We start from the raw sequence: 22,411 nt of genomic DNA, 5'->3' as shown, positions 1-22,411 counted from the left end.
CCTCCCGGATGTTTGTCTAGCGTGAGTTTAGTCGTAGTCCTGCGCCGCGGTCACCATTTCTCTCCGAAGGGGCGGATCTCCATCTCGAAGGTCCAGGCGCTCTTGGGCTGCTGGTAGAGCTGCCAATAGGATTCCGCGACGGAGGCCGGCGGCATCAGGAGGTCGGGATTGTCGAGCGCCTCCTTGCCCCAGAGCTGCTCTCGGCGCTCGCGCACCCAAGCCGTGTCGACACCGGAATCGATGATGAGGTGCGCGACATGGATGTTCTTCGGACCGAGCTCGCGCGCCATCGCCTGGGCGACCGCGCGCAGGCCGAACTTGGCGCTGGCAAACGCCGCATAGCCGCTGCCGCCGCGCAAGGACGCGGTCGCTCCGGTGAAGAAGATGTTGCCGCCGCCACGCGGCAACATCAGCCGCGCCGCCTCACGCCCCGCCAGGAAGCCGGAATAGCAGGCCATCTCCCAGACTTTCCGGAACACGCGCTCGGTGGTGTCGAGGATCGGAAAATTGACGTTGGCGCCGACGTTGAAGATGCAGACCTGAAGCGGCGCGTGCTTGTCCGAGTCTTCCAGGAAGGAGATGATCTCCTCCTCCTTGCGCGCATCGAGCGAGCGGGCATGGATTTCGCCGCCGGCCGCTTCGATGTCGCGAACGAGCGGCGCGAGCTTGTCACCGTTGCGGCGTCCGGCGAATACGGTGAAGCCTTCCGATGCGAACTTCTTGGCGATTTCGGAGCCGATATAGTCGCCGGCGCCGATGACCGCAGCCGTGGCGTTTCGCTTGGACAAGGTCGCCTCCTCCTGTGAGGCCGCGCCGCGGCGCGGCCGTTGGAATATTGAGGCCGAACCTATAGTTCTAAAATAGAACTGTCAAACTCTCGCATTGCGGGCTATGGTTTAGTTTGAAATATCTTGATCTTTCATATAAGTTCCTTTTTCAGACTTTTCTTGGAAATCGTTGGACCTTGCGAGAGCAATCAATGCCCGCGGGCCGGCGCGTGCAGGTCGATCGGGCGAAGGATGGCGGCGATGGGGACCATCAGCGCGGCGATGATCGCCAGCGTCCAGAACACGTCGATATAGGCGAGGAAGTCCACCTGCTGCTGCAAGGTCTTGCCGACCCAGGCGATCGCCTGCGACGCCGCATCCGACGCGCTCGAGCCCTGCGCCTGAAAGAACCGCGTCACCGCATCCACGCTCTGCTGATAGCCGAGATCGGACGGCGCGAGATGCTCGATCAGCCGGTTCTGGTGGAATTGCTGGCGCTGGGCGAGGATGGTCTGGGCCAGCGCAACGCCCATCGAACCGCCGATATTGCGCGCAACGTTGATCAGCGCAGAGGCCTGGTTGGTCTTGTCCTGCGGCACGCCGTCGTAAGATGCGGTCGTCACCGGCAGGAACAGGAAGGGCAGCCCGAGCGCAAGCAGGATGCGCGCCATCGCCGCGTAGCCGTAGGTGATGTCACCGTTGAGCCCGGTGAGGTGCCACATCGCAACCGCACAGATGGCCGCACCGGTCATGATCAGATATTTCGGCTGCACAATGCCGATGAGGCGCCCGACGACAGGCATCAGAATGAGCGTGGCGACGCCGCCGGGCGACAAGGCAAGGCCCGCAAGCATCGCGGTGTAGCTCAGCTCGGTCTGCAAGAGCTGCGGAATGAGCTGCGTCGTCGAGATCAGCACCGCACCGGTGCCCAGCATCACCACGAAGCAGGCGCCGAACTGCCGCCGGCCGAGCAGGCGGATGTCGACGATGGGATCCTCGCGCGCCAATTCCCACGGGATCAGCGCGAGCAGGCAGAACGCTGCGAGACACGCAAAGGCAACGATCATGGTCGATCCGAACCAATCATTGCGCTGGCCCTCATCGAGTACGAATTCGAGCGAGCCCAGGCCGATCGCGACCAGGATGAAGCCGACATAGTCGAGGCGAAGGCCTCTCTTCAGGAGCTTCGCCCTCTCCTCTTCCGCACTCGACGGCTCCTTGACCAGCGTGCCGACCAGGAACAGCGAGATCAGACCCATCGGCACGTTGATCAGGAACACCCAGTGCCAGGAATAGGTATCGGTGATCCAGCCGCCGAGCGTCGGGCCGATCACCGGCGCGACCACGACGGCGACGCCATAGATCGCGAACGCCTGACCGCGCTTGTGCGGCGGAAAGGAGTCCGCAAGGATCGCCTGCTCGCTGGTCGCCATGCCGCCGCCGCCGAGACCCTGGAGGATGCGGAACAGCACCAGGGCCTCCAGACTCCAGGCGAAGCCGCAGAGCAGCGATGCCACCGAGAAGGTCGCAACGCACATCATGTAGAAGCGCTTGCGGCCGATCACGGTCGAGAGCCAGCCGGAGATCGACAGCACGATGGCGTTGGCGACGAGATAGCTCGTGATGACATAGGTGCTCTCGTCGAGGCCGACGGCGAGCCCGCCGGCGATGTGGCGCAGCGAGACGTTGGCAATGGTGGTGTCGAGCACCTCCATGAAAGTGGCGATGGAGACCACGAAGGCGATCAGATAGGGATTGTGTCCGCCCGCCGCGGAGCGTTCCGGCGACCAGCCGCCTGCGCTGCCTTGCGCGATGTCCGTCATCGCACCTTCGTCCAGGGCACGACCGACATGCCCGGACCCACCGGCAGATCGGCTGGCCAGCTATCGACCACGATCTTCACGGGCACGCGCTGCACCACCTTGACGTAATTGCCGGTCGCGTTCTCCGCCGGCAGCAGGCTGAATGCCGTACCGGAACCCGGCTGCACCGACGCCACGCGACCGGTGAGCTTACGGTCGGGATAGGCGTCGACGCGGATCTCGACCAGCTGGCCGGGCCGCATGTCCTTGAGCTCCGTCTCCTTGTAGTTCGCGACGATCCAGACATCATCGGGTACGAACATCATCAGGCTCTGCCCCGGCGTGACGTACGTGCCCTTTGCACCGCTAAGCTTGACGACGCGCCCCGGCTGCGCGGCGAGCACGCTGGTGTAGTCGACGTTCAGGCTGGCCTGATCGCGCTGCGCCTCGGACTGCTTCGCTTGCGCCTTCGCACCTTCGAGCTGCGCCTCAAGCGTCTTGATGCCGAGTTCGGCGCCGGTGACCGCGGTCTTCGCACGCTCGGTGTTGGCCTGCTGCGCCTGAAGGTCGGAGTGCGTCTGCTGCGCGCGCTGGACGGTGCCGGCGCCTTTCTGGACCAGGTCCTGCGCCCGCGCGTCCTCTTCCTGCGCAAATTTGAGCTGCGCCTGGGCCTGATCGAGCTGGGCCTTGGCCTGGTTGATCTGCTCCTTCTGCGACTCGATCTGGGCCTCGACGTTGCCGATATTCGCCTGCGACGCTGCGACCTGCGCCTCGGACTGGTTGAGAGCAATCCGATAGTCGCGCTCGTCGATCCGAGCCAGCAGATCGCCAGCCTTGACGTGCTGGTTGTCCGTGACGGGGACGTCGGCGACGTAGCCCGCGACCTTCGAGGCCACCGAAAAGCTGCGCGCGGCGACGAAGGCATCGTCGGTCGATTCATAGTGGCGGATGCTCAGCCAATAGACGAGGCCGGCCAAGAGCACGGTGATCAGGACGAGCGCCCCCGCGCTCGCGAGCAGCCGGTGCTCCCGCAGGCGGTAGCGCAACGACGGCGTCGTGCTCGTCGCTGGCGACGGAGCTTGTTGGGTCTTGTCGGGGTCATCCCTGGATTTCGGCAGCGACGGCTGCTCCGCGGACGGCCCACGCTCCCGTGTTTTTGCATCCACGGTTTGAGTCCTCAATCAGTTGGAAATTCCAACGCTGTCATGCTCCGACTTGACCGGGGCATCCAGTATGCCGCAGCCTCTCTGCGAAGCCACGACTGCTTCTGGAATACTGGATCGCCGGGTCAAGCCGGGCGATGACGTCGGAGTGCGTGGCTGCGCACTCGGCAATCACACACCTCAATGCGTCTTTGTCTCGTGCCACTTTTCCAGATCGGGCTTCGCCTCGCCCGACCTCTGTTCCTTTTCCGGATTACCCTTCCAGGGCTTATCCGTCTGGGCATGCGATCCCCAGTCGTTTTGCTGACGGGGATCGTCCGTGGGCTTTTCTTTGCTCATCGGAAACTCCTGCTCGATGGCGCGACGGATGCTCTAGACGATCGGCACGCCGTAATAGGCATTCAGCGCCCGGACCTTGGCGTCGTCGCTCCAGTTCCACTCGGCGGCCTCGCCATAGTGCGGGGCATTACGCAGTTCCTTCGCAGTGATACCGGTGACATAGCCGCCGAGGTCGGTATCGTATTTCAGCGACTGCCAGGGCAGCGGATAGTGATCGTTGCCTAGCCCGAGGAATCCGCCAAAGCCGAGCACGGCGTAGGAAACCCTGCCGCTCTTCTTGTCGATCATGACGCGCTCGATCGAACCGATCTTGCTGTGGTCGACGCCATAGACCGAGGTCCCCTCGACCTTGTCGCTGCCGATCAGCGTGCCTGTTTCGCTTTGATCCATCATGGTGAAATCTCCATTGAGACTCGCTTTGCGGATCAACCAAGCCGCGAAACGATCGTTCCGGCGCGCGCGGCTCGTGTTCCGCGCATCGTCGGGAACCAGGCTTGACAGCAACGGTTCTCCCCTATCCCACTAGATTAGGCGAGGGATGAGGATCACCATGAGCGACTTTCGCGATATCCAGCATGGCGTCAACGATCCCGTCGGCGGCGTCGATGTGAAGCGACAGATCAACAACAACGAGACTCCGCATGAGCGGGCGCAGCGCTACGCCGACGTGCGCGCGATGCCAAGTGCGCAGGCCGGCGAGCCGTTCCTGCCCGAAAGGTTGCGTCGGGCGCCGACCAAACCGCTCAATCCGCGGACCGGCCGCAATCCCGCCGACTAGCGCAGCATTGGAACGGGCGCTCAAATCGGATGTTGGTCGCCATGCAACACCAGCGCGGCGACCGCATCGGGCACGCCGCGGTATCCCCGACGTCCGGCAAGGATGGCACTCGTAACAGTCAGGCCGACCGGAATCGACACGGCGATCGCCGACGAAATCGCAGCTCATGCCAACCCCGGCATGGAGGAGGCCGCCGAGGCGCTGACATGGGGCGCTGACGAGTCTATGCGCAGATGCGGCGCCCCACGGCACGGCCAATCGCCAACCATGCGCTCGCTGTGTCACTCATAACGGCAGTTCTTCCGCATATCCTGAAATCGATCTTCGACCAGACGAGGCCTGACCGGCGCGGCATTCCGATCTCGGGAAAATCGCGCGACGCCTTTCCGTCGGGACATGCCGTTCACATGGGGGCCATAGCCTCCGCGGCCGACCTGCTGCCACGCGGCCCGCGTCGCGCCGTGCGCGCGGTTGCGATCGGACTGTCGCTGACGCGCATCGTCCTGCTGGCACATTGGGCGAGCGACGTGGTGGTGGGCTTTGCGCTCGGTGCCGCCGTTGAGCGGATCATGAGGCCACGCGGGCTTGGAAGGCGCCGCGCGCGAAGACGGCCGTGAGCGAATACGTAATACGCTTCATCGCGGGCGGCCTGATCGTGTCCGCCTTCGCGATCCTGAGCGACATGCTCCGGCCCAAGAGCTTTGCCGGCCTGTTGGGCGCCGCGCCCTCGGTCGCGCTGGCAACGCTCGGCATTGCCGTCGCCCAGCATGGCCCCACTTACGCCGCGGCCGAAAGCTGGACCATGATCTATGGCGCAGTTGCGCTCGCCTGCTACAGCTTCGTCGTGTGCCAATTGCTGATGCGATGGCACATGGCGGCGCTGTCCGCGACGATCGTCTCCTTCGTCGTCTGGCTCGCGGTCGCCCTGGGCCTGCTGGCGAGCTTCGGAGGCTCTACGTGATGCCCGTCAAGCTGTCGGCGTCGTCCCTGAAGCAGACGCATTGGTACGAATATCTTATCCGCCTTATTCTCGGTGGCGGCGCAACCGTCCTGGCCGGTTTTCATCGGCAAGGAATTCGGCACGTCGGTGGGGGGCCTGTTCCTCGCGCTGCCCGCGATCTTCTGTGCCAGCGCCACGCTGATCGAACGGCATGAGCGCCGCACGAAAGAGAAGGCCGGGCTCAGCGGTGAAAGGCGTGGCCGAGAGGCGGCAGCGCTCGACGCCGCAGGCGCGGGCCTCGGCAGCGTCGGCCTGATCGCCTTTGCGGCCGCGTTCTGCCTCGTCGTTCCCGCAAGCATCACCGGCGCCTTCGCGAGCGCACTGCTCGCTTGGGGAACCGTCGCGGTGTCGATGTGGTGGCTGCGTCGCAAGCTGCGCATCGTGCGCCTTCGACGTTGGCAAGACCGCACGTCAGCGAACCGGCTGTTGCCGCATCGTCAGAAACTCGTTCATCTCGGCCGCGGTCTGAAGCTGCTCGATCCGGGCTGCGATCAGATCGCGCAGCCGTCCGACCGGCGTTCTTGCAAGCTCTTCTTCGAGTCGAAGTCTTTGCTGTTCGAGCCGTTGCTCGAATGTGTGGGGCTCAGATCGTTTCCGCATCGGGGACTCTCGGTGGTTGCAGGCCCGGGCTGTTGGCCCAGCGTTCGAGTTGCTCAATGACCTTCTGATGGCTCGGCCTCCGCGGCTCCGGCGCGCCCGGCTCCTCGGAAAGCTTGCGCGGCAATCTGACTTGATCTGTCATGACGCTCTCCAATCAGCAGGAGAACGCGCACCCTGCCCCTAAGTTCAATGCAACCTATTGATTTTTCATGGTAATTTACTCACTTGGCAATTTTCACTGACTCCGCGGAACCCGCATCGACTTGGTTCGTTGAGCAAACTACTCAACTTGCTAACTTTGGGTGGCTTGTGATGAGTGATCTCCGCGCAGAGCGACTGCAAGTCATGCTCTCACCTGAAGAACTGGCGGCCGTCGACGATTTCCGCTTCCGTCACCGCATGCCGACGCGTGCCGCAGCGGTGCGCGAAATTCTCAAGCTCGGTCTTGCGAGTGTCGGCCTCGACGCCAAGGCGGGCGTCAAGTCGAGCGACTTCGGCGTGTTCGGCCGCGGCCCCGAGGGGCACACCCCTGATCTTCCGAATGGCAACGCCGAAGACTGATTCGATTGGGATCAGAAAAACAAACGGCCCCGGCACGGGGTGCCAGGGCCGGCCTTGGAGATTGCTTGCGGCCCACCGGGGGTATGAAGCCGAAAGCAATCCGTCTACGCGGCGAAGGTGAATTCGTTCCTTGCGTGAATCTCAGCCGGTGGGCGGTGTGCCTGATTCATCCGGCGTCATGCCCGAGCCGGGCGTCTTGCTTGCATCGTTCAGCGCGGGATCGCGCGTCGCCTCCCTCGAGGGCGAGCCTTTCGCGCCGGACTTGTGAACAGTCTGCGCGCGCTGCTTGTCGCTCGGCTGATCTTCGGCGCGCTTGTCGCGAACGATGCCGTGGTTGGAATACGTCATGATCGTGCTTTCCGCTTTCGTTTCTCTTCAAGACGCTTACGCGCCGCAACGGCAATGGTTCCGGCGCGCCAAGCGGGGATAGCGGAACGGAAGCGGTGCGCGCTTAGCCGCGCGCATGCTGCGCGGCGGTCGGCGACGAATGCGCCAGATGGACCTGCCGCAGCGTCGTCAGGGTCGCGAAGGTCGCGGAAAGGCCAAACGCCATGATGAGGGCGAACAGTACCAGACGGGGAGCCATTACAATCCTCCTGCTGGAAATGAACAAACGCGGTTCGTACCGACTTTCCCCGGATCATCGTCAGTTGGTCGCGCATCGTCAGTGAGCAGTCTCACACGAGGACTCACGAACGCGAGAGCGGCTATGATTTCGGCTTCTTTTGCGGCATGCGTTCGGCGACTGGCGGGATTTCGCCATCGAGCCAATCCTGCTCCTCCGCGAGCGCCGTCCAGGCTTCCGCCATCCGCTGGTAGCGCTTGTAGGTGGGTTGCCCTTCGGCCCGCTCGGCAAGATGCAGGCAGTTCTCTGCATTTTCCCTGAAGATATCCGATTGCTTCATGCGGAACAGGTGGGGGACAATTCAGCGATCCGCAACGGCGCCTTACCGGATCGTAATGTCGCGGGGGAACTTCGGCTTAAGCCCGCCATTGACGGTTCATGCGGATGATAGTCGCCACTGTCCTGTTGTTCACGAGCACTGCCGCACTCGCCGACAATAGCGGCGAGCGAACATGGGCAGGGCACGAGTCCGCGCGCACGCCGACGGCAACCGACGTCATCAGCGGTCTCTATGCGTTCGGGCGATTCCAGCAGGGCCTGCTCGAGAGCGCCGATCTTAGGGGCAATCACGAGGTCAAGACCCTCGCGATCTCGCGCGCCGAGGATGCAGCCAGGCGCGACAAGGCGCTGAAGCAGATCCAGCAAGCGATCGGCGCGGAGCTGAACGCTCGCAAGACCTCGACAGCGGGCGCCGCACTCGCCGGCCCTGACGATTCCGAAGGGCCCGCTTATGTCAGGCGATTCTACGCGGCGCAGGTCGCCGAATATGAAGAGACCATCGCCCTGCTCGAGCGCTATCTGCGAGCGCCCGACAATGAGGCGCTCAGAGCCTTCGCGCGCGAACAATTGCCGATCCTGCGATCGCAGCTCAAGGACGCCGCGCGCACGATGGCCGACAAGTAGGCGCTCACCGTTCGGGTTGATGCTGCTCGCTCTCGGCACACCGGCGATCAGGGTTACGATTTTCCTAACAGGCTCGTTCGGCTTTGCAGGCTAACCGAGACGCTGCGTTTCCGAGCCGAACCGTCGCCTAGGCCGTTCCTGCGCGCGGAACACCGGGAAAAGCCACAAGAAAATATTCCTGACCCCGGTTGGAACCCTGTTCCCAGACGCGCGTTAGCTTCACCGGGCTGAGCGAGGCAGGTTCCAGTTTTTCCTGCTCCAATGTTGGAGCTTGATTTGGAATTGCGCCGACGTTCTATTTGCAACGCTGCGTATTTGCTTTGGATTCGGCGACGCACCTGCGGGGGGAATGATATGAGCGACCTCGATCCCGGACCGGTTCAGTCTGGTCGTCGCGTCCCCAAACGAAAGGCGAATGGCAGCCCGGAAGCCGACTCCCGACAGGAGTTGCTGCTCGCGCTACAGGCTATGCGCAGCGGCGATTTCTCGGTGCGCATGAGCGGCGACTATCTCGGCATCGATGGCAAGATCGCCGACACCTTCAACGAGATCATCGCCGCCAACCAGCGCATGGCGCAGCAACTCGAGCTCGTCGGCCAGGTGGTCGGGCGCGAAGGCAAGACGCGCCAGCGCGTGAAGTTTGGCCTGGCCTCCGGCTCATGGGCCGACATGGAAGGCTCGGTCAACACGCTGATCGACGATCTCCTGTGGCCGACGCGCGAGGTGACGCGCGCGGTCGCAGCCGTTGCGCAAGGCGACCTGCTGCAGACCGTCAAGCTCGACGTCGACGGCCGCCCCTTGCGCGGCGAATTCCTGCAGTCGGCGACCATCGTCAACACCATGATCAAGCAGCTCGGCGTGTTCACCTCCGAGGTGACGCGCGTGGCGCGCGAGGTCGGCACCGAGGGCAAGCTCGGCGGCCAGGCCCAGGTGCCGGAAGTGACCGGCGTCTGGAAGGATTTGACCGAGAGCGTCAACTCGATGGCGAACAACCTGACCAACCAGGTGCGCAACATCGCCGAGGTGACGATCGCGGTGGCCAATGGCGACTTGTCCAAGAAGATCACGGTCGACGTCCGCGGCGAGATCCTGCAGCTCAAGGAAGCCATCAACACGATGGTGGACCAGCTCCGCTCCTTCGCCTCGGAGGTGACGCGCGTGGCGCGCGAGGTCGGCACCGACGGCAAGCTCGGTGGCCAGGCCATCGTGCCCGGTGTCGCCGGCACCTGGAAGGACCTCACCGACTCCGTCAATGCGATGTGCGGCAACCTGACCGCACAGGTTCGCAACATCGCCAACGTGACCACGGCGGTGGCGCGCGGCGACCTGTCCCGCAAGATCACGGTGGACGTCCGCGGCGAAATCCTCGAGCTGAAGGACACCATCAACACCATGGTGGACCAGCTCAACTCGTTTGCTTCTGAAGTGACCCGCGTCGCGCGCGAGGTCGGCACCGAAGGCAAGCTGGGCGGCCAGGCGCAAGTGCCTGGTGTGGCCGGCACCTGGAAGGACCTCACCGACAACGTCAACTTCATGGCCTCGAACCTGACGGCGCAGGTCCGCAACATCGCCGACGTCGCGACCGCGATCGCGAGCGGCGACCTCTCCAAGAAGATCACGGTGAACGTGTCGGGCGAGATCCTTCAGCTCAAGGAAACGCTCAACACCATGGTCGACCAGCTCAACGCCTTTGCCGGCGAAGTGACGCGCGTGGCGCGCGAGGTCGGCACCGAAGGACGGCTCGGCGGCCAGGCCAACGTGCTCGGCGTCGCCGGCACCTGGAAGGACCTGACGGAGAGCGTCAACTCGATGGCATCGAACCTGACCGCGCAGGTTCGCAACATTGCCGAGGTGACGACGGCCGTCGCAGGCGGCGATCTCTCGAAGAAGATCACCGTGGACGTACGCGGCGAGATCCTGGAGCTGAAGGACACCATCAACACCATGGTGGACCAGCTCAACGCCTTCGCCGGAGAAGTGACGCGCGTGGCGCGCGAGGTCGGCACCGAAGGCAAGCTCGGCGGTCAGGCCCAGGTGCGGGGCGTCGCCGGCACCTGGAAGGACCTGACCGACTCGGTCAACTCAATGGCCTCGAACCTGACCGGCCAGGTCCGCAACATCGCCGAGGTCGCGACCGCTGTGGCCAAGGGCGACCTGTCGAAGAAGATCACCGTGAACGTGTCGGGCGAGATCCTTCAGCTCAAGGAAACGCTCAACACCATGGTCGACCAGCTCAACGCCTTCGCGGGAGAAGTGACGCGTGTGGCGCGCGAAGTCGGCACCGAAGGCAAGCTCGGCGGCCAGGCCGAGGTGCCCGGCGTCGCCGGAACCTGGAAGGACCTCACCGATAGCGTGAACTCCATGGCGGGCAACCTCACCGCCCAGGTCCGCAACATCTCCGAAGTCGCAACCGCTATCGCCGGCGGCGACCTGTCGCGAAAAATCACCGTCGACGTGCGCGGCGAGATCCTTCAGCTCAAGGACACGCTGAACACGATGGTCGACCAGCTCAACCGCTTCGCGGGTGAGGTGACGCGCGTGGCGCGCGAGGTCGGCACCGAAGGCCGTCTCGGCGGCCAGGCCAACGTGCCCGGCGTCGCCGGAACCTGGAAGGACCTCACCGATAGCGTGAACTCGATGGCGGGCAACCTCACCGCCCAGGTCCGCAACATCGCCGAGGTTACGACCGCCGTGGCGCGCGGCGACTTGTCCCGCAAGATCACCGTCGACGTGCGCGGCGAAATCCTCGAGTTGAAAAACACCATCAACACCATGGTGGACCAGCTCAATGCCTTCGCATCGGAAGTGACGCGCGTCGCGCGCGAGGTCGGCACCGAAGGCAAGCTCGGCGGCCAGGCGCAAGTGCCCGAAGTCGCCGGCACCTGGAAGGACCTCACGGACAACGTCAACTTCATGGCCTCGAACCTGACGGCGCAGGTCCGTAACATTGCCGAGGTGGCGACCGCGATCGCGGGCGGTGACCTCTCCAAGAAGATCACGGTGGACGTCCGCGGCGAGATCCTGCTACTCAAGGACACCCTCAACACGATGGTCGAGCAGCTCCGTTCGTTCGCCGCCGAAGTGACGCGCGTGGCGCGCGAGGTCGGCACCGAGGGGCGGCTCGGCGGTCAGGCCGTGGTGCCCGGCGTCGGCGGCACCTGGAAGGACCTCACCGATAACGTCAACTTGCTCGCCGCCAACCTCACCACACAGGTGCGCAACATCGCCGAAGTCACGACCGCCGTGGCGCGCGGCGACCTCTCCCGCAAGATCACCGTCGATGTGAAGGGCGAAATCCTCGAGCTGAAGAACACCATCAACACCATGGTGGACCAGCTCAACGCCTTCGCCGGCGAAGTGACGCGCGTTGCACGCGAGGTCGGCACCGAAGGCGAGCTCGGCGGCCAGGCGCAGGTGCCGGGCGTCGCAGGCACCTGGAAGGACCTCACCGACACCGTGAACTTCATGGCGGCGAACCTCACCGAGCAGGTCCGCGGCATCGTCAAGGTCGTGACCGCGGTCGCCAACGGCGACCTCAAGCAGAACCTCACGGTGAAGTCGAAGGGAGAGGTCGCGGCACTCGCCGACACCATCAACAACATGACCGAGACGCTCGCGACCTTCGCCGATCAGGTGACGTCCGTGGCGCGCGAGGTCGGCGTCGAAGGCCGGCTTGGCGGCCAGGCGGACGTGCCGGGCGCCGCCGGCACCTGGAAGGACCTCACCGGCAACGTCAACCTGCTGGCGGCAAATCTCACCTCGCAAGTGCGCGCCATCGCGGAGGTCGCGACCGCCGTCACCAAGGGCGACCTGACCCGGTCGATCCAGGTCGATGCCCGCGGCGAGGTCGCGGAGTTGAAAGACAACATCAACACCATGATCACCAACCTGCGTCTCACGACGGACGTGAACACCGAGCAGGATTGGCTGAAGACGAACCTTGCCAAATTCACCAACATGCTCCAGGGCCAGCGCGACCTCACCACCGTCGGCCGTCTCCTGCTCACCGAGTTGTCGCCGCTGGTGAACGCGCATACCGGCGTAATCTACCAGATCGAGAACGAGGACAGCCCGCAGCTCCGCCTGCTTGCCTCCTATGCCGGCGACGGCGCCTATCCCTATCCGCAGGTGCTGCAATTCGGTGACGGTCTCGCCGGGCAATGTGCGCTGGACAAGCGACCGCGCCTGATCGCAGACATCCCGACCGACGTGGTGCCGGTCAATTCGGCCCTGCTGCGCGTCGTACCCAAGAACCTCGTGGTGCTGCCGGTGCTGTTCGAAGCCCAGGTCAAGGCCGTCATCGAGCTCGCCTCGCTTACCTCGTTCACGACCTCGCAAATGACTTTCCTCGAGCAGCTGACGGACTCCATCGGCATCGTGCTCAACTCGATCGAGGCGACGATGCAGACCGAAGGCCTGCTCAAGCAGTCGCAGCAGCTCGCGGGTGAGCTCCAGGCCCAGCAGCGCGAATTGCAGCAGACCAACGATCAGCTCGAGCAGAAGGCGCAGCAGCTCGCGGAGCGCAACGTGGAAGTCGAGCGCAAGAACCAGGAGATCGAACAGGCCCGCCGCGCGCTGGAGGAAAAGGCGACCGAGCTCGCGTTGACATCGAAGTACAAGTCCGAATTCCTCGCCAATATGAGCCACGAACTGCGTACGCCGCTGAATTCGATCCTGATCCTCGGCCAGCAGCTCACCGACAATCCGGATGGTAATCTCTCGGCCAAGCAGGTCGAGTTCGCCCGCACGATCCACGGCGCCGGCACTGACCTGTTGAACCTGATCAGCGACATTCTCGATCTTTCCAAGATCGAGTCCGGCACGGTGACGGTCGACGCCGAGGAGATCCTGACCGCCAACCTGCTGGAGACCGTCGGACGTCCGTTCCGGCACGAGGCCGAGAACCGCGACCTGTCCTTCAACATCGAGGTCGATCCGAACCTCGCCCGCAGCATCGTCACCGACTCCAAGCGGCTGCAGCAGGTGTTGAAGAACCTGTTGTCGAACGCCTTCAAGTTCACGGCCGAAGGCGGCGTGCGGCTGAAGGTCGCCGGCGCGCTCGGCGGCTGGACGCCGGATCACCCCGTGCTCAACGCTGCGCCCGCAGTGATCTCGTTCGAGGTTTCCGATACCGGTATCGGCATTCCCCTGGAGAAACAGAAGCTGATCTTCGAGGCCTTCCAGCAGGCCGACGCCGGCACCAGCCGCAAATATGGCGGCACCGGCCTTGGGCTCGCCATCAGCCGCGAACTCGCAAGCCTGCTCGGCGGCGAGATCCACCTGCGCAGCGCGACCGGCAGGGGCTCCACCTTCACGCTGTACCTGCCGCTCAAATATTCTGGACCGACACTCGCGCCCCGGGCGGCGCCCGCGGCCAACCAGCCGCCGGCGCTCCAGGCCCAGGCGACTGCGCCCGAGCGCGTCATCGAGCAACTGCCCGACGACCGGCTCAATCTCGAACCCGGGGACACCATTCTGCTGATCGTCGAGGACGATCCGCATTACGCTCGCGTATTGGTCGATCTTGCCCGCGACAAGGGTTTCAAGGTGCTGGTCGCCGCACGCGGCGCTGAAGCCCTCGAGCTCGCCAAGCAATACCAGCCGACGGCGGTTTCGCTCGACGTGTTCCTGCCGGACATGCTGGGCTGGACGGTGCTGAGCCAGCTCAAGCACAATCCGCTGACCCGTCACATCCCCGTGCAGATCATCACGCTCGACGAGGACCGCCAGCACGCGCTCGCCCGCGGCGCCTTCTCCTTCGTCAACAAGCCGACCACGACCGAAGGCGTTGCCGCCGCGCTGACCCAGATCAAGGAATATGCAAGGCCGCGGCGCAAGCGGCTCCTCATCGTGGAGGACAACGAGGCGGAGCAGCTCTCGATCCGCGAGCTGCTGCATCACGACGACATCGAGATCGTGGCGACCGACACCGGCGCCGGCGCGCTCTCGACACTGCGCGAAGCTCCCTACGACTGCGTGGTGCTGGACCTGCGTCTGCCGGACATGAGCGGCTTCGAGGTGCTGGACCAGATCCGCAGCGACGAGGCGCTGTCGAACATCCCGGTCGTGGTCTTCACCGGCCGAGAGCTCTCGGCCGAAGAGGACGCCGAGCTCCACACCATGGCACGCAGCATCGTGGTCAAGGGCGTGGAGTCACCCGAACGCCTGCTCGACGAGACCGCGCTATTCCTGCACCGGGTGATCACCGAGCTGCCGACCGAAAAGCAGCGCATGCTGGAGAAGCTGAACAGTTCCGACGAGGATCTGATCGGCAAGACCGCGCTACTCGTCGACGACGATGCCCGCAACATCTTCGCGCTGTCGAGCGTCTTGGAACGGCGCGGCATGAAGGTGCTGACCGCCACGACCGGCCGCGAGGCGGTGACGCTGGTGGAGTCCAATCCGGAAATCGCGATCGTGCTGATGGACATCATGATGCCGCAGATGGACGGCTATCAGACCATCGGCGTGATCCGGGAGAACCCGGCCTTTTTGCGCCTGCCGATCATCGCGCTGACTGCGAAGGCGATGAAGGGCGACCGGGAGAAATGTCTGGAAGCGGGCGCTTCCGACTATCTCGCCAAACCCGTCAACACCGATCAATTGCTGCTTGCGATCCGCATGTGGCTGCACCGCTGAGTGGGATCCGGGTATGGACCACGAAAAGGTCAACATTCTCCTCGTCGACGACCAGCCGGCGAAGCTGCTCGCCTATGAGGTGATCCTGAAGGATCTCGGCGAGAACCTCGTGATCGCCTCCTCCGGCCGCGAGGCGCTGGAGATCCTGCTGAAGAGCGAGATCGCGGTGATCCTAGTGGACGTCTGCATGCCCGAGCTCGACGGCTTCGAGCTCGCGGCGATGATCCGCGATCATCCGCGCTTCCAGAAGATCGCGATGATCTTCATCTCGGCAATCCAGGTCTCCGACATCGATCGCCTGCGCGGCTACGAGATGGGCGCTGTCGACTATGTTCCGGTGCCGGTCGTCCCGGAGGTGCTGCGCGCCAAGATCAAGGTGTTCGCCGAGCTCTATCGCAAGACGCGCGAGCTCGAGCGGCTGAACCAGGAGCTGGAGGATCGCGTTCGCGCACGCACTGCCGAGCTCGAAAGTTCCACCGCCAAGCTGCTCGAGAGCGAGCAGCGGCGCAGCATGGCGATCGCCGCCGGCAAGATGGGATCCTGGGATTGGGACTGGATCAACGGCGACTGGATGTGGGACGAAGGCCAGTATCGCATCTTCGGCGTCAACCCGGAGACATTCAACGTCACCTCGGCCAGCGTGCAGGCGCTGCTGCACCCCGATGACGTCGATCAGTTCCGCAAGGCGATCGCCGAATTCAACACGGGCACGCGCGCCTATGAAGCCGAATTCCGCGTTCAGCGGCCGGACGGCGAGGTACGCTGGTGCGTCGGCACGGCGGCGGCGACGCTGGACGGAAATGGTCGCGTTGTGCGGGTAAGCGGCGTCACCGTCGACATCACCGAGCGCAAGCGCGCCGAGGAACGGCAGAACCTGCTCGCCCGTGAAGTCGATCACCGTGCCAAGAACGCCCTGGCGCTCGCGCAATCGATCGTCCGGCTGACCCGCGCCGACGACGTCAAGACCTACGTCAATGCCGTCGAAGGACGCATCAATGCGCTGGCGCGCGTGCACACCATCCTGTCGCTATCGAGCTGGCAGGGTGCCGAGATCAACAAGCTGATCGAGGAGGAGCTCGCGCCCTATTCGCTCGGCGGCCAGATCCGCCTGTCGGGTCCCGAAGTGCAGCTCGTGCCTGCCACCGCGCAGACGCTGGCGCTGGCGCTGCACGAGTTGTTCACCAATTCGGCCAAGTACGGCGCGCTGTCGACGCGGTCGGGACGACTCGCGATCGGTTGGGAAGTGAATGGCGAGATGCTCGCGCTGACCTGGGAGGAATCCGGCGGGCCGCTGGTCAGGCAGCCGAAGGCGCGCGGCTTCGGCACCAAGAGCCTGCTCGCGAGCGTCGAGTCCCAGCTCGGCGGGCAGGCGCAATTCGATTGGCGCGCCGAGGGCCTTCTGTGCCGCCTCGAAGTGCCGCTGACGCGGAAGGCGACGCTGCCGGCGGTCGAAAAATTCGGCGCTGCTATCGCCGGCGAATTGCAGCGCGCCTCGGGCTAGCGCCGGACGCGCACCCTCACCGCCTGCATCTGCAACGGCGCATTCGCGATGCGCCCCTCGAGCCAGGCTTCGCTCCGCTCGAGATCGCGCAGAGCCATCGCATAGCTTCGCGCGGCGCGCTGCTCGGCGCCACGCGGCAGCATGCGCGCCTTGCGCAGCATTTCCGCCGCCGCGTCTCGATAGGCAAGGGAGCGATACAGAAAGATCACCTGTCCCATGATCGAGCTTTCCTTGTCGTTGCTTCAGCCCCGATCTTCTCACGCCTCGCATGAACGCCACCTGAAGATCGCGCACTGTGAATATTTGTTCAGGAAGATACGGCATTCGAGGAACTCGCGGGTGGTCCGGCGCGTTTTCAGGATGATTGTCGAGGGCGGCAATGCGAACGCGAAAATCGCCACGCTTGGTTTCGACGGCAGGCGCCATCACGCTGATGACGCAGGCGATGATGGGCGCGGCCCTCGGGCTCATCTTCGGCCTCATGCTCGTACTCATCAATCCAGCCGTTGCGGCGCTGCTCAGGGCTGGAGGAAGCCCGACCATTCTTGTATTCGTCATCACGCTCGTGACGAGCTTTGCGATCGGCGCAACTCTCACCGGCGCCGTGTTCGTTCTGATGGACGACAAGGAATCTTGAAGCCCGCTTGAGGGCGCATGTAACGCGCGCTGGAACTCCCAGGTCCGATCGCTGTTGGCTCCCTGCGTCAATTTAACTCAAGGGAGTTCCGCGCATGAAGAAGACCCAGCTCGCTTTTGCCATGATCGTGGCAGCAGGCCTCGCGGCCGCGCCATTGGCCGCGCAAGCCAAATCTCACAAGAAGCATCATTCGTCCGCGACCACGTCGCAGACCACGACCGGTGCGAACATGAAGTCGAGCGGTGGAGGAGCAGCCAATCCATCGAGCCAGGGCAATGTCGGCCCGGGCACCAATCAGGCCGGCAGCATGCCCAGCAAGTGAGTGCGTTCACACCCGAAAAAGCCCCGCCCTTCGCGGGGCTTTCTTATTGAAGGTGCCACCATGACGCCCGTAGCTAGCGCCACATCGTCGGCGCCCGGTTGAGCGCATCGCGGCCGACGCGGCGCAGATCGTCGATCGAGCGGTGGCCCGTGCGGATCATCCCGAGAATCGTCGCAGCGACGCGTTCGCGCGCGGCCGTCTTGGATGCAGGGATATCCGCGCAGACTTCATCAAGAACCGCGCGCAGCAGGGCTGTCGTCTCGGTGTCCAACAACGCAAGGCTCCGGCACGCCGCGTGACGTGGCGGACTTAACTGCGTCGGATGTCAGGCATGTTAAGGCCGGATTGAGCCTGGGCTGCGCTTTGCGGCTCGCACTTCACGAGTGCTTCGAGCTTCGCGCGCTTGCGCGCGATCAAAAGCTGGGCCGCGGCATCGTCAAGGCCCGCACGCCGCAACTGGCGGATGGCCGACCCAAGTTCGAGAATCTCGGCACGCAGCTTCAGAATCCGGTACGCGTCCGGGTCCTCAGCCACGGCGAGCCCCCGGCTTCACCGGCGCACGGCCATGCGGGCCGCCTTGTAACCGTTCTGCTCGGGATCGTTCTGCTTGTTCGGCTTGGGATCGTTCTTGACGTTCGCGCGGAGGCTCACCCGCTCGCCGATATTGGGCAGGAGATCGCCACCGCCGGCCGCCTTCCAGTCGGCAATCAGCTGCTTCATGTCCTGGCGCAATCCGAGCAATCGAAGCGCGCTTTCGCTGCAGTCGCGATCGCGGTTGATGAGGTCGCGCACCGACGCCTCAAGGTCGATCATCTCGGACCTTAACGCACTGATTTTTCGACGAATTTCATTAATTCTATTGTCCATGGCTTGTTAGAACAAAATAGGAACATATAGTCAAGTCACGATTCAGGGATGGAGAGTGGCAATGCGAGTGGAAGGTAAATACGACGCCAAGGATTTCCTCGCCGCGCAGATGACCAGGGCCCAGGTCCTGCGGCTAAGGCGACTGAGCGAGGAGGCCTATCAGCCCGGCCAGTATGCGCGGGATCTCAGCTTCGACGAGGCAGCAAAGCGCATCCAGGCGCTGGAGGCCGAGATCGAGCTTGCCAATTCGTTCTGACGTTAGCTGGTCCGGAACTATTGCGTGTCAGGCGCTGTTCTTCCGCAGCCAGGGAGATCAGCGATGGCACGCAAAGCAAAGACACGGCGCTATTCGAAAAGCGCCGGCAAGGAGGTCGAAAGTGAGATGCGTCGCTACAAGAAAGGCACGGCCAAGAGCGGTCGTGGCGGACGTGGCGGACGCGTGAAGAGCCGCAAGCAAGCGATCGCGATCGGTCTGTCGAAGGCGCGCAAGAAGGGCAAGAAAGTCCCGAAGAAGACGTCGAAGCGGAAGAGCTCGAAGAGGAAGTCGAGCAAGAAGAGCGCCCGGTGAGACGACATACGGGGGTGCGCGAATCTCTCGTGCGCCACCCAATGTCGATGCTTCGCCCCCAGATCTTGGCCCTCGGATATTGGCCTTCAGATCATCGTGCCGGGCATGAAGCAGCGGATCGAAATGCCGAACGCTGTCTTCACCGGCCACACCATGGTTCGCCCGGCCCGGTTGGGCTCGGTGATGACAGCCTCATCGGGCACCTCGACCCACTGACCGTCGATGCGCACGCGATAGTGTCCCCCGTACGATTCCCAATCGGGGTCGGCGACAGCCACACCATCGGCATCTGAGCAACATGGACCGAGGTGGCTGCGCAGGCTGTCGAACCATGGCTTGAGCGGCGAATCCGTATAGCGTCCGTCGTCGCGCCCCAGAGCACTTTGAGTGCAGAGCACAAGCGACGCGAAAAGCAACGCGCCCTTGCTGAAGGTCTTCAATCGATCCATCGTTGGCACCGATCCCTGACGAGATCCGGTTCCACAAAGCGGCAATGCGACCAGAAGTTCCGCCTTGAAAACCGCCCTCGCCCGCCGAGCCGCATGACGCGACTCGCGATCACTCTAACTTAGTGCGGTTTTTGGGGCTGAAGCCTGTCCTCAACGCTCCCGTTAACGCGAATGTTATCGCTATCCTCAGGGAATCTTACCGACGGATGAAAAAGGCGGCCCGAAGGCCGCCTTTGGTCGTTGCTGTTTCCTGACTTACGCCAGCGGCACCGCGACGAACTTCGTCGCCTCCGCGCTCTTCACCTGCAACAGCACGCTGCGCTTGCCGGCGGATTTTGCCTGCTTCAGCTCGGCGCGGACATCGTCGATGCTGCCGACGGCCTTGCCGCCGACATTGAGGATGACGTCGCCGGTCTGGATGCCGCGGCTTGCCGCCGGGCCTTCCGGATCAACGGAGGTCACGACGACGCCCTTCTGTCCCGCGCCCTGCACGTCGCCGGCCGGTGCGAGGCTGAGGCCGAGACGCGGCGTACCCGCGCTCGGCTGACCTTCGTCCGCCTTGTCGTTCGCCTTGTCGTTCGCCTTGGCCTGGCGCTCGTTCGGGAGCTCGCCGAGGTTCACGCTCACGGTCTTGCTCTCGCCCTTGTGCCAGACGTCGAGCTTCACCGAGCTGCCCGGCGCCATCGTGCCGATGGTACGGGCCAGATCGCGGGAGTCCTTGACGGCGGTGCCGTTGACGGCGGTGATGACGTCGCCCGCCTCAATGCCGGCCTTGGCCGCCGGGCTGTTGTCCTGCGGCGTGTCGACGATCGCGCCCTTCGCTTCCTTCAGCCCGAGGCTGTCGGCAATATCAGCCGTCACCGGCTGCACCTGGACTCCGAGCCAGCCACGCGTGACCGAGCCCTTGTCCTTGAGCTGGGCGACGACGAGCTTTGCGGTGTTGGCCGGAATGTCGAAGCCGATGCCGACCGAGCCGCCGGACGGCGAGAAGATCGCGGTGTTCACGCCGATCACGTTGCCGTTCATGTCGAAGGCCGGACCGCCGGAATTGCCCTTGTTGATGGGCGCGTCGATCTGGATGTAGTCGTCATAGGGGCCGGCGCCGATGTCGCGGCCGTTGGCCGAGACGATGCCCGCCGTCACCGTGCCGCCGAGGCCGAACGGATTGCCGACAGCAACCACCCAGTCACCGATCCGCGGGCGCTGCTCGGAGAATTTCACGAACGGAAAATCCTTCTTGCCGTCGACCTTGATCAGCGCAAGGTCGGTCTTCGGATCGGTGCCGATGACCTTGGCGGTGTAGATCGTGCCGTCGTCCGCCGTCACCTGCACGGACTGGGCGTGGTCGACGACGTGATTGTTGGTGACGGCATAGCCGTCGGGCGAGATGAAAAAGCCCGAGCCTTCGCCGGTGATCACGCGGTGGCGCTGCGGCATCCCGTTCGGCATTTGCTGCATGCCCTTCGGCAGGCGGAAGCCGAACTCCTTCGGGAACTGGCCGAACGGCGAATCCTCATCCGAGTCCATCCGGTTCTGCTGGAGCATCGCGCTCTTGTCATCGGCCTGGTCGATCTTGACGCGCACCGAGATCACGGCGGGCTTCACCTTGGTGACCAGATCGGCAAAGCCAGGCGGAGTCGGAGCCGTTTCGGCGGCGAGCGCAGGCGAGGTGAAGGAGGCGCCGTCGAACGGCGAATGTCCGCCGGGGGCTGCGGCAAGCACTGCGACGCCGAGCGCGGCCACGGTGCCGAGTAACGCGAGGCGCCGGGGTTTCAGGATCGCACGCGGCTTGGTGACATGTGGATTGGCGGAATCGGGATTAACGTGATCGTTCATGTCGAAATGTCCATGTTGGATGAGCAGTCGCCTTGCTCCCAACATTGACGACGCAACATTACGACGTCCCGTCCACGCGATTAATTCTTGGCAAAGAAAGCCGCGACCTGCGGCCGCGGGTGACGGCGTTTGATGCAGGTCAAGGCGATTTCAGCACGCGGTGGAAAATTACAGCGGTGCAATGATCTCCGCCGGAGGCGACGCCATGATCAAAGACATTCTCGTCCACATCCCGACCGAACGCCCCATGCGCCCGGTCATCAATGGCGCGGTGTCACTCGCAGCCGGCTTCAATGCCCATCTCGATGCGGTCTCGGTCGGCTATGTCGCAACCAGCACGGCCTATGTGATGGAAGGCGGCGCGGCGGTGGCCGCCGTGTTCGAAATGGAGCGCGAGCGCGCGGTCGAGCGCGCCGAGACCGTGCTCACGGTGTTCGAGACCGAAGCCAGGCACGCCGGCATTTCCCATAGCTGCCACCCGGTCGGCGCGATCCCGGCGGACGCGATCGACATGGTCGGTGCGATGGCGCGCCTCCACGATTTCAGCGTCGTGCTCCAGCCCGATGCAGATCAAGGATCCTTCGACAGCGACCTGCCACAGGAGATCCTGTTCCAGGCCGGTGGGCCGGTGCTGTTCCTGCCGCATATCTTCCGCGGCACATTCAAGACTCGGCGGATCGGCATCGCTTGGGACGGCAGCCGCGTCGCGGCGCGTGCCGTGCGCGACGCGATGCCGTTCCTGTCGCGGGCCGAAGAGATCGTCATCATGACGGTGAACGAGCCGACGCCCGCGCCCGGCGCGGCTTCGGCGGATCAGCTCGCAAGGCATTTGGCACGGCTCGGGCTGGACGCTCGGATCGTCAGCCTGTCGGCGAGCCGCGCCGACATTCAGCCGACAATCCTGTCACTCGCAGCCGACGAGAGCCTCGATCTGCTGGTGATGGGCGGCTACGGTCATTCGCGCCTGCAGGAGCGCGTGCTGGGCGGCGTCACGCGCGCGATGCTGCACACGATGACGGTCCCGACGCTGATGTCGCATTGACGCGAGCTTCGC

26 protein-coding genes and 1 pseudogene are annotated in these 22,411 nt (G+C 64.1%); 13 read left to right on the top strand and 14 right to left on the bottom strand.

All coding sequences use genetic code 11. The features are described from left to right. Positions 1–50 precede the first annotated feature (50 nt). The 5 genes from QQL28_RS15845 to QQL28_RS15825 all read right to left on the bottom strand — a co-directional run bounded on the left by QQL28_RS15845 (position 51) and on the right by QQL28_RS15825 (position 4,464). Positions 51–788 (bottom strand): SDR family oxidoreductase, encoded by a 738-nt coding sequence (locus QQL28_RS15845; RefSeq protein WP_284266863.1) that lies wholly within the window; start codon positions 786–788, stop codon positions 51–53. A gap of 188 nt (positions 789–976) precedes the next feature. Then, positions 977–2,590 (bottom strand): DHA2 family efflux MFS transporter permease subunit, encoded by a 1,614-nt coding sequence (locus QQL28_RS15840; protein ID WP_284266814.1) that lies wholly within the window; start codon positions 2,588–2,590, stop codon positions 977–979. Next, complete coding sequence (locus QQL28_RS15835) at positions 2,587–3,615, bottom strand: HlyD family secretion protein (RefSeq protein ID WP_431309609.1); 1,029 nt, start codon at positions 3,613–3,615, stop codon at positions 2,587–2,589. Before QQL28_RS15835 ends, QQL28_RS15840 begins: the two co-directional genes overlap by 4 nt. 297 nt (positions 3,616–3,912) lie before the next feature. Beyond that, positions 3,913–4,071, bottom strand: coding sequence for a hypothetical protein (locus QQL28_RS15830; protein WP_284266810.1), 159 nt, complete (start codon positions 4,069–4,071; stop codon positions 3,913–3,915). A 33-nt stretch (positions 4,072–4,104) separates the two neighbouring features. Beyond that, positions 4,105–4,464 carry a PRC-barrel domain-containing protein gene (locus tag QQL28_RS15825; protein ID WP_284266808.1) on the bottom strand — a complete coding sequence of 120 codons (360 nt, stop codon included), beginning with the start codon at positions 4,462–4,464 and terminating at the stop codon, positions 4,105–4,107. 157 nt (positions 4,465–4,621) lie between these two features. Between QQL28_RS15825 and QQL28_RS15820 the strand changes: the two genes are divergently transcribed. The 5 genes and pseudogenes from QQL28_RS15820 (at position 4,622) to QQL28_RS15800 (ending at position 7,010) form a co-directional block, all read left to right on the top strand. Continuing rightward, positions 4,622–4,849 carry a hypothetical protein gene (locus QQL28_RS15820; protein ID WP_284266806.1) on the top strand — a complete coding sequence of 76 codons (228 nt, stop codon included), beginning with the start codon at positions 4,622–4,624 and terminating at the stop codon, positions 4,847–4,849. 233 nt (positions 4,850–5,082) lie between these two features. Then, on the top strand, positions 5,083–5,466 hold the full coding sequence (locus QQL28_RS15815) for a phosphatase PAP2 family protein (RefSeq protein ID WP_284266804.1): 384 nt from the start codon (positions 5,083–5,085) through the stop codon (positions 5,464–5,466). Then, the gene (locus tag QQL28_RS15810; RefSeq protein WP_284266802.1) at positions 5,463–5,810 is read left to right on the top strand and encodes a DUF3147 family protein; all 348 of its coding nucleotides are present in this window, start codon (positions 5,463–5,465) and stop codon (positions 5,808–5,810) included. Before QQL28_RS15815 ends, QQL28_RS15810 begins: the two co-directional genes overlap by 4 nt. Beyond that, positions 5,810–6,236: pseudogene (locus QQL28_RS15805) on the top strand (hypothetical protein); the annotation flags it as partial. The gene QQL28_RS15810 and the pseudogene QQL28_RS15805, both read left to right, overlap by 1 nt. A 525-nt stretch (positions 6,237–6,761) precedes the next feature. Then, positions 6,762–7,010: a hypothetical protein gene (locus QQL28_RS15800; RefSeq protein ID WP_284266800.1), complete on the top strand. Its 249-nt coding sequence runs from the start codon at positions 6,762–6,764 to the stop codon at positions 7,008–7,010. 141 nt (positions 7,011–7,151) lie between these two features. On the opposite strand, the gene QQL28_RS15795 is transcribed toward QQL28_RS15800, so the two are convergent. From QQL28_RS15795 to QQL28_RS15785, 3 genes are all read right to left on the bottom strand, one after another. Then, the gene (locus QQL28_RS15795) at positions 7,152–7,358 is read right to left on the bottom strand and encodes a hypothetical protein (protein WP_284266798.1); all 207 of its coding nucleotides are present in this window, start codon (positions 7,356–7,358) and stop codon (positions 7,152–7,154) included. Between the two features lie 103 nt (positions 7,359–7,461). Then, positions 7,462–7,596, bottom strand: a complete 135-nt coding sequence (locus tag QQL28_RS15790) for a hypothetical protein (protein WP_284266796.1) — start codon at positions 7,594–7,596, stop codon at positions 7,462–7,464. A 121-nt stretch (positions 7,597–7,717) separates the two neighbouring features. Then, the gene (locus QQL28_RS15785; protein WP_284266794.1) at positions 7,718–7,915 is read right to left on the bottom strand and encodes a hypothetical protein; all 198 of its coding nucleotides are present in this window, start codon (positions 7,913–7,915) and stop codon (positions 7,718–7,720) included. Between the two features lie 98 nt (positions 7,916–8,013). Here QQL28_RS15785 and QQL28_RS15780 point away from each other — a divergent pair, with 98 nt between their 5' ends. From QQL28_RS15780 to QQL28_RS15770, 3 genes are all read left to right on the top strand, one after another. Next, entirely contained in the window at positions 8,014–8,538 is a 525-nt protein-coding gene (locus tag QQL28_RS15780) for a DUF4142 domain-containing protein (protein WP_284266792.1), read from the top strand. 354 nt (positions 8,539–8,892) lie between these two features. Continuing rightward, positions 8,893–15,177: a HAMP domain-containing protein gene (locus tag QQL28_RS15775; RefSeq protein ID WP_284266790.1), complete on the top strand. Its 6,285-nt coding sequence runs from the start codon at positions 8,893–8,895 to the stop codon at positions 15,175–15,177. A gap of 13 nt (positions 15,178–15,190) precedes the next feature. Then, positions 15,191–16,678 (top strand): HWE histidine kinase domain-containing protein, encoded by a 1,488-nt coding sequence (locus tag QQL28_RS15770; protein ID WP_284266788.1) that lies wholly within the window; start codon positions 15,191–15,193, stop codon positions 16,676–16,678. On the opposite strand, the gene QQL28_RS15765 is transcribed toward QQL28_RS15770, so the two are convergent. Beyond that, complete coding sequence (locus QQL28_RS15765) at positions 16,675–16,896, bottom strand: hypothetical protein (RefSeq protein WP_284266785.1); 222 nt, start codon at positions 16,894–16,896, stop codon at positions 16,675–16,677. The two genes, QQL28_RS15770 and QQL28_RS15765, sit on opposite strands and share 4 nt — an antisense overlap. Before the next feature lie 161 nt (positions 16,897–17,057). Here QQL28_RS15765 and QQL28_RS15760 point away from each other — a divergent pair, with 161 nt between their 5' ends. Together QQL28_RS15760 and QQL28_RS15755 are read left to right on the top strand one after the other, a co-directional pair. Then, positions 17,058–17,315: a hypothetical protein gene (locus QQL28_RS15760; RefSeq protein ID WP_284266783.1), complete on the top strand. Its 258-nt coding sequence runs from the start codon at positions 17,058–17,060 to the stop codon at positions 17,313–17,315. A gap of 94 nt (positions 17,316–17,409) precedes the next feature. Then, positions 17,410–17,637: a hypothetical protein gene (locus QQL28_RS15755; protein ID WP_284266781.1), complete on the top strand. Its 228-nt coding sequence runs from the start codon at positions 17,410–17,412 to the stop codon at positions 17,635–17,637. Positions 17,638–17,710: 73 nt separating this feature from the next. Here QQL28_RS15755 and QQL28_RS15750 read toward each other — a convergent pair whose 3' ends face one another. From QQL28_RS15750 to QQL28_RS15740, 3 genes are read right to left on the bottom strand one after another with little or no spacing between them, the layout of a single operon-like run. After that, positions 17,711–17,911, bottom strand: a complete 201-nt coding sequence (locus QQL28_RS15750) for a hypothetical protein (protein WP_284266779.1) — start codon at positions 17,909–17,911, stop codon at positions 17,711–17,713. Between the two features lie 35 nt (positions 17,912–17,946). Next, a complete protein-coding gene (locus QQL28_RS15745) occupies positions 17,947–18,171 on the bottom strand; it encodes a hypothetical protein (RefSeq protein WP_284266777.1) in 225 nt (74 codons plus the stop codon). A gap of 15 nt (positions 18,172–18,186) precedes the next feature. Further along, positions 18,187–18,450: a hypothetical protein gene (locus tag QQL28_RS15740; protein ID WP_284266774.1), complete on the bottom strand. Its 264-nt coding sequence runs from the start codon at positions 18,448–18,450 to the stop codon at positions 18,187–18,189. Positions 18,451–18,565: 115 nt separating this feature from the next. On the opposite strand from QQL28_RS15740, the gene QQL28_RS15735 reads away from it, so the two are divergent. Together QQL28_RS15735 and QQL28_RS15730 are read left to right on the top strand one after the other, a co-directional pair. Continuing rightward, positions 18,566–18,760 (top strand): DUF3072 domain-containing protein, encoded by a 195-nt coding sequence (locus tag QQL28_RS15735; RefSeq protein ID WP_254097036.1) that lies wholly within the window; start codon positions 18,566–18,568, stop codon positions 18,758–18,760. Between the two features lie 63 nt (positions 18,761–18,823). Further along, positions 18,824–19,072 carry a DUF6496 domain-containing protein gene (locus QQL28_RS15730; RefSeq protein ID WP_284266768.1) on the top strand — a complete coding sequence of 83 codons (249 nt, stop codon included), beginning with the start codon at positions 18,824–18,826 and terminating at the stop codon, positions 19,070–19,072. An 86-nt stretch (positions 19,073–19,158) separates the two neighbouring features. Here QQL28_RS15730 and QQL28_RS15725 read toward each other — a convergent pair whose 3' ends face one another. Together QQL28_RS15725 and QQL28_RS15720 are read right to left on the bottom strand one after the other, a co-directional pair. Further along, a complete protein-coding gene (locus tag QQL28_RS15725) occupies positions 19,159–19,521 on the bottom strand; it encodes a hypothetical protein (protein WP_284266766.1) in 363 nt (120 codons plus the stop codon). A gap of 255 nt (positions 19,522–19,776) precedes the next feature. After that, positions 19,777–21,357: a Do family serine endopeptidase gene (locus QQL28_RS15720; protein WP_284266764.1), complete on the bottom strand. Its 1,581-nt coding sequence runs from the start codon at positions 21,355–21,357 to the stop codon at positions 19,777–19,779. Between the two features lie 205 nt (positions 21,358–21,562). Here QQL28_RS15720 and QQL28_RS15715 point away from each other — a divergent pair, with 205 nt between their 5' ends. Continuing rightward, positions 21,563–22,399: a universal stress protein gene (locus QQL28_RS15715; protein WP_284266761.1), complete on the top strand. Its 837-nt coding sequence runs from the start codon at positions 21,563–21,565 to the stop codon at positions 22,397–22,399. Positions 22,400–22,411 lie beyond the last annotated feature (12 nt).

This window comes from Bradyrhizobium iriomotense, from assembly GCF_030160715.1.
Taxonomy (GTDB): Bacteria; Pseudomonadota; Alphaproteobacteria; order Rhizobiales; family Xanthobacteraceae; genus Bradyrhizobium; species Bradyrhizobium iriomotense.
The sequence above is the reverse complement of the archived record's forward strand: the minus strand, read 5'-3'. Positions and strand labels throughout refer to the sequence as shown.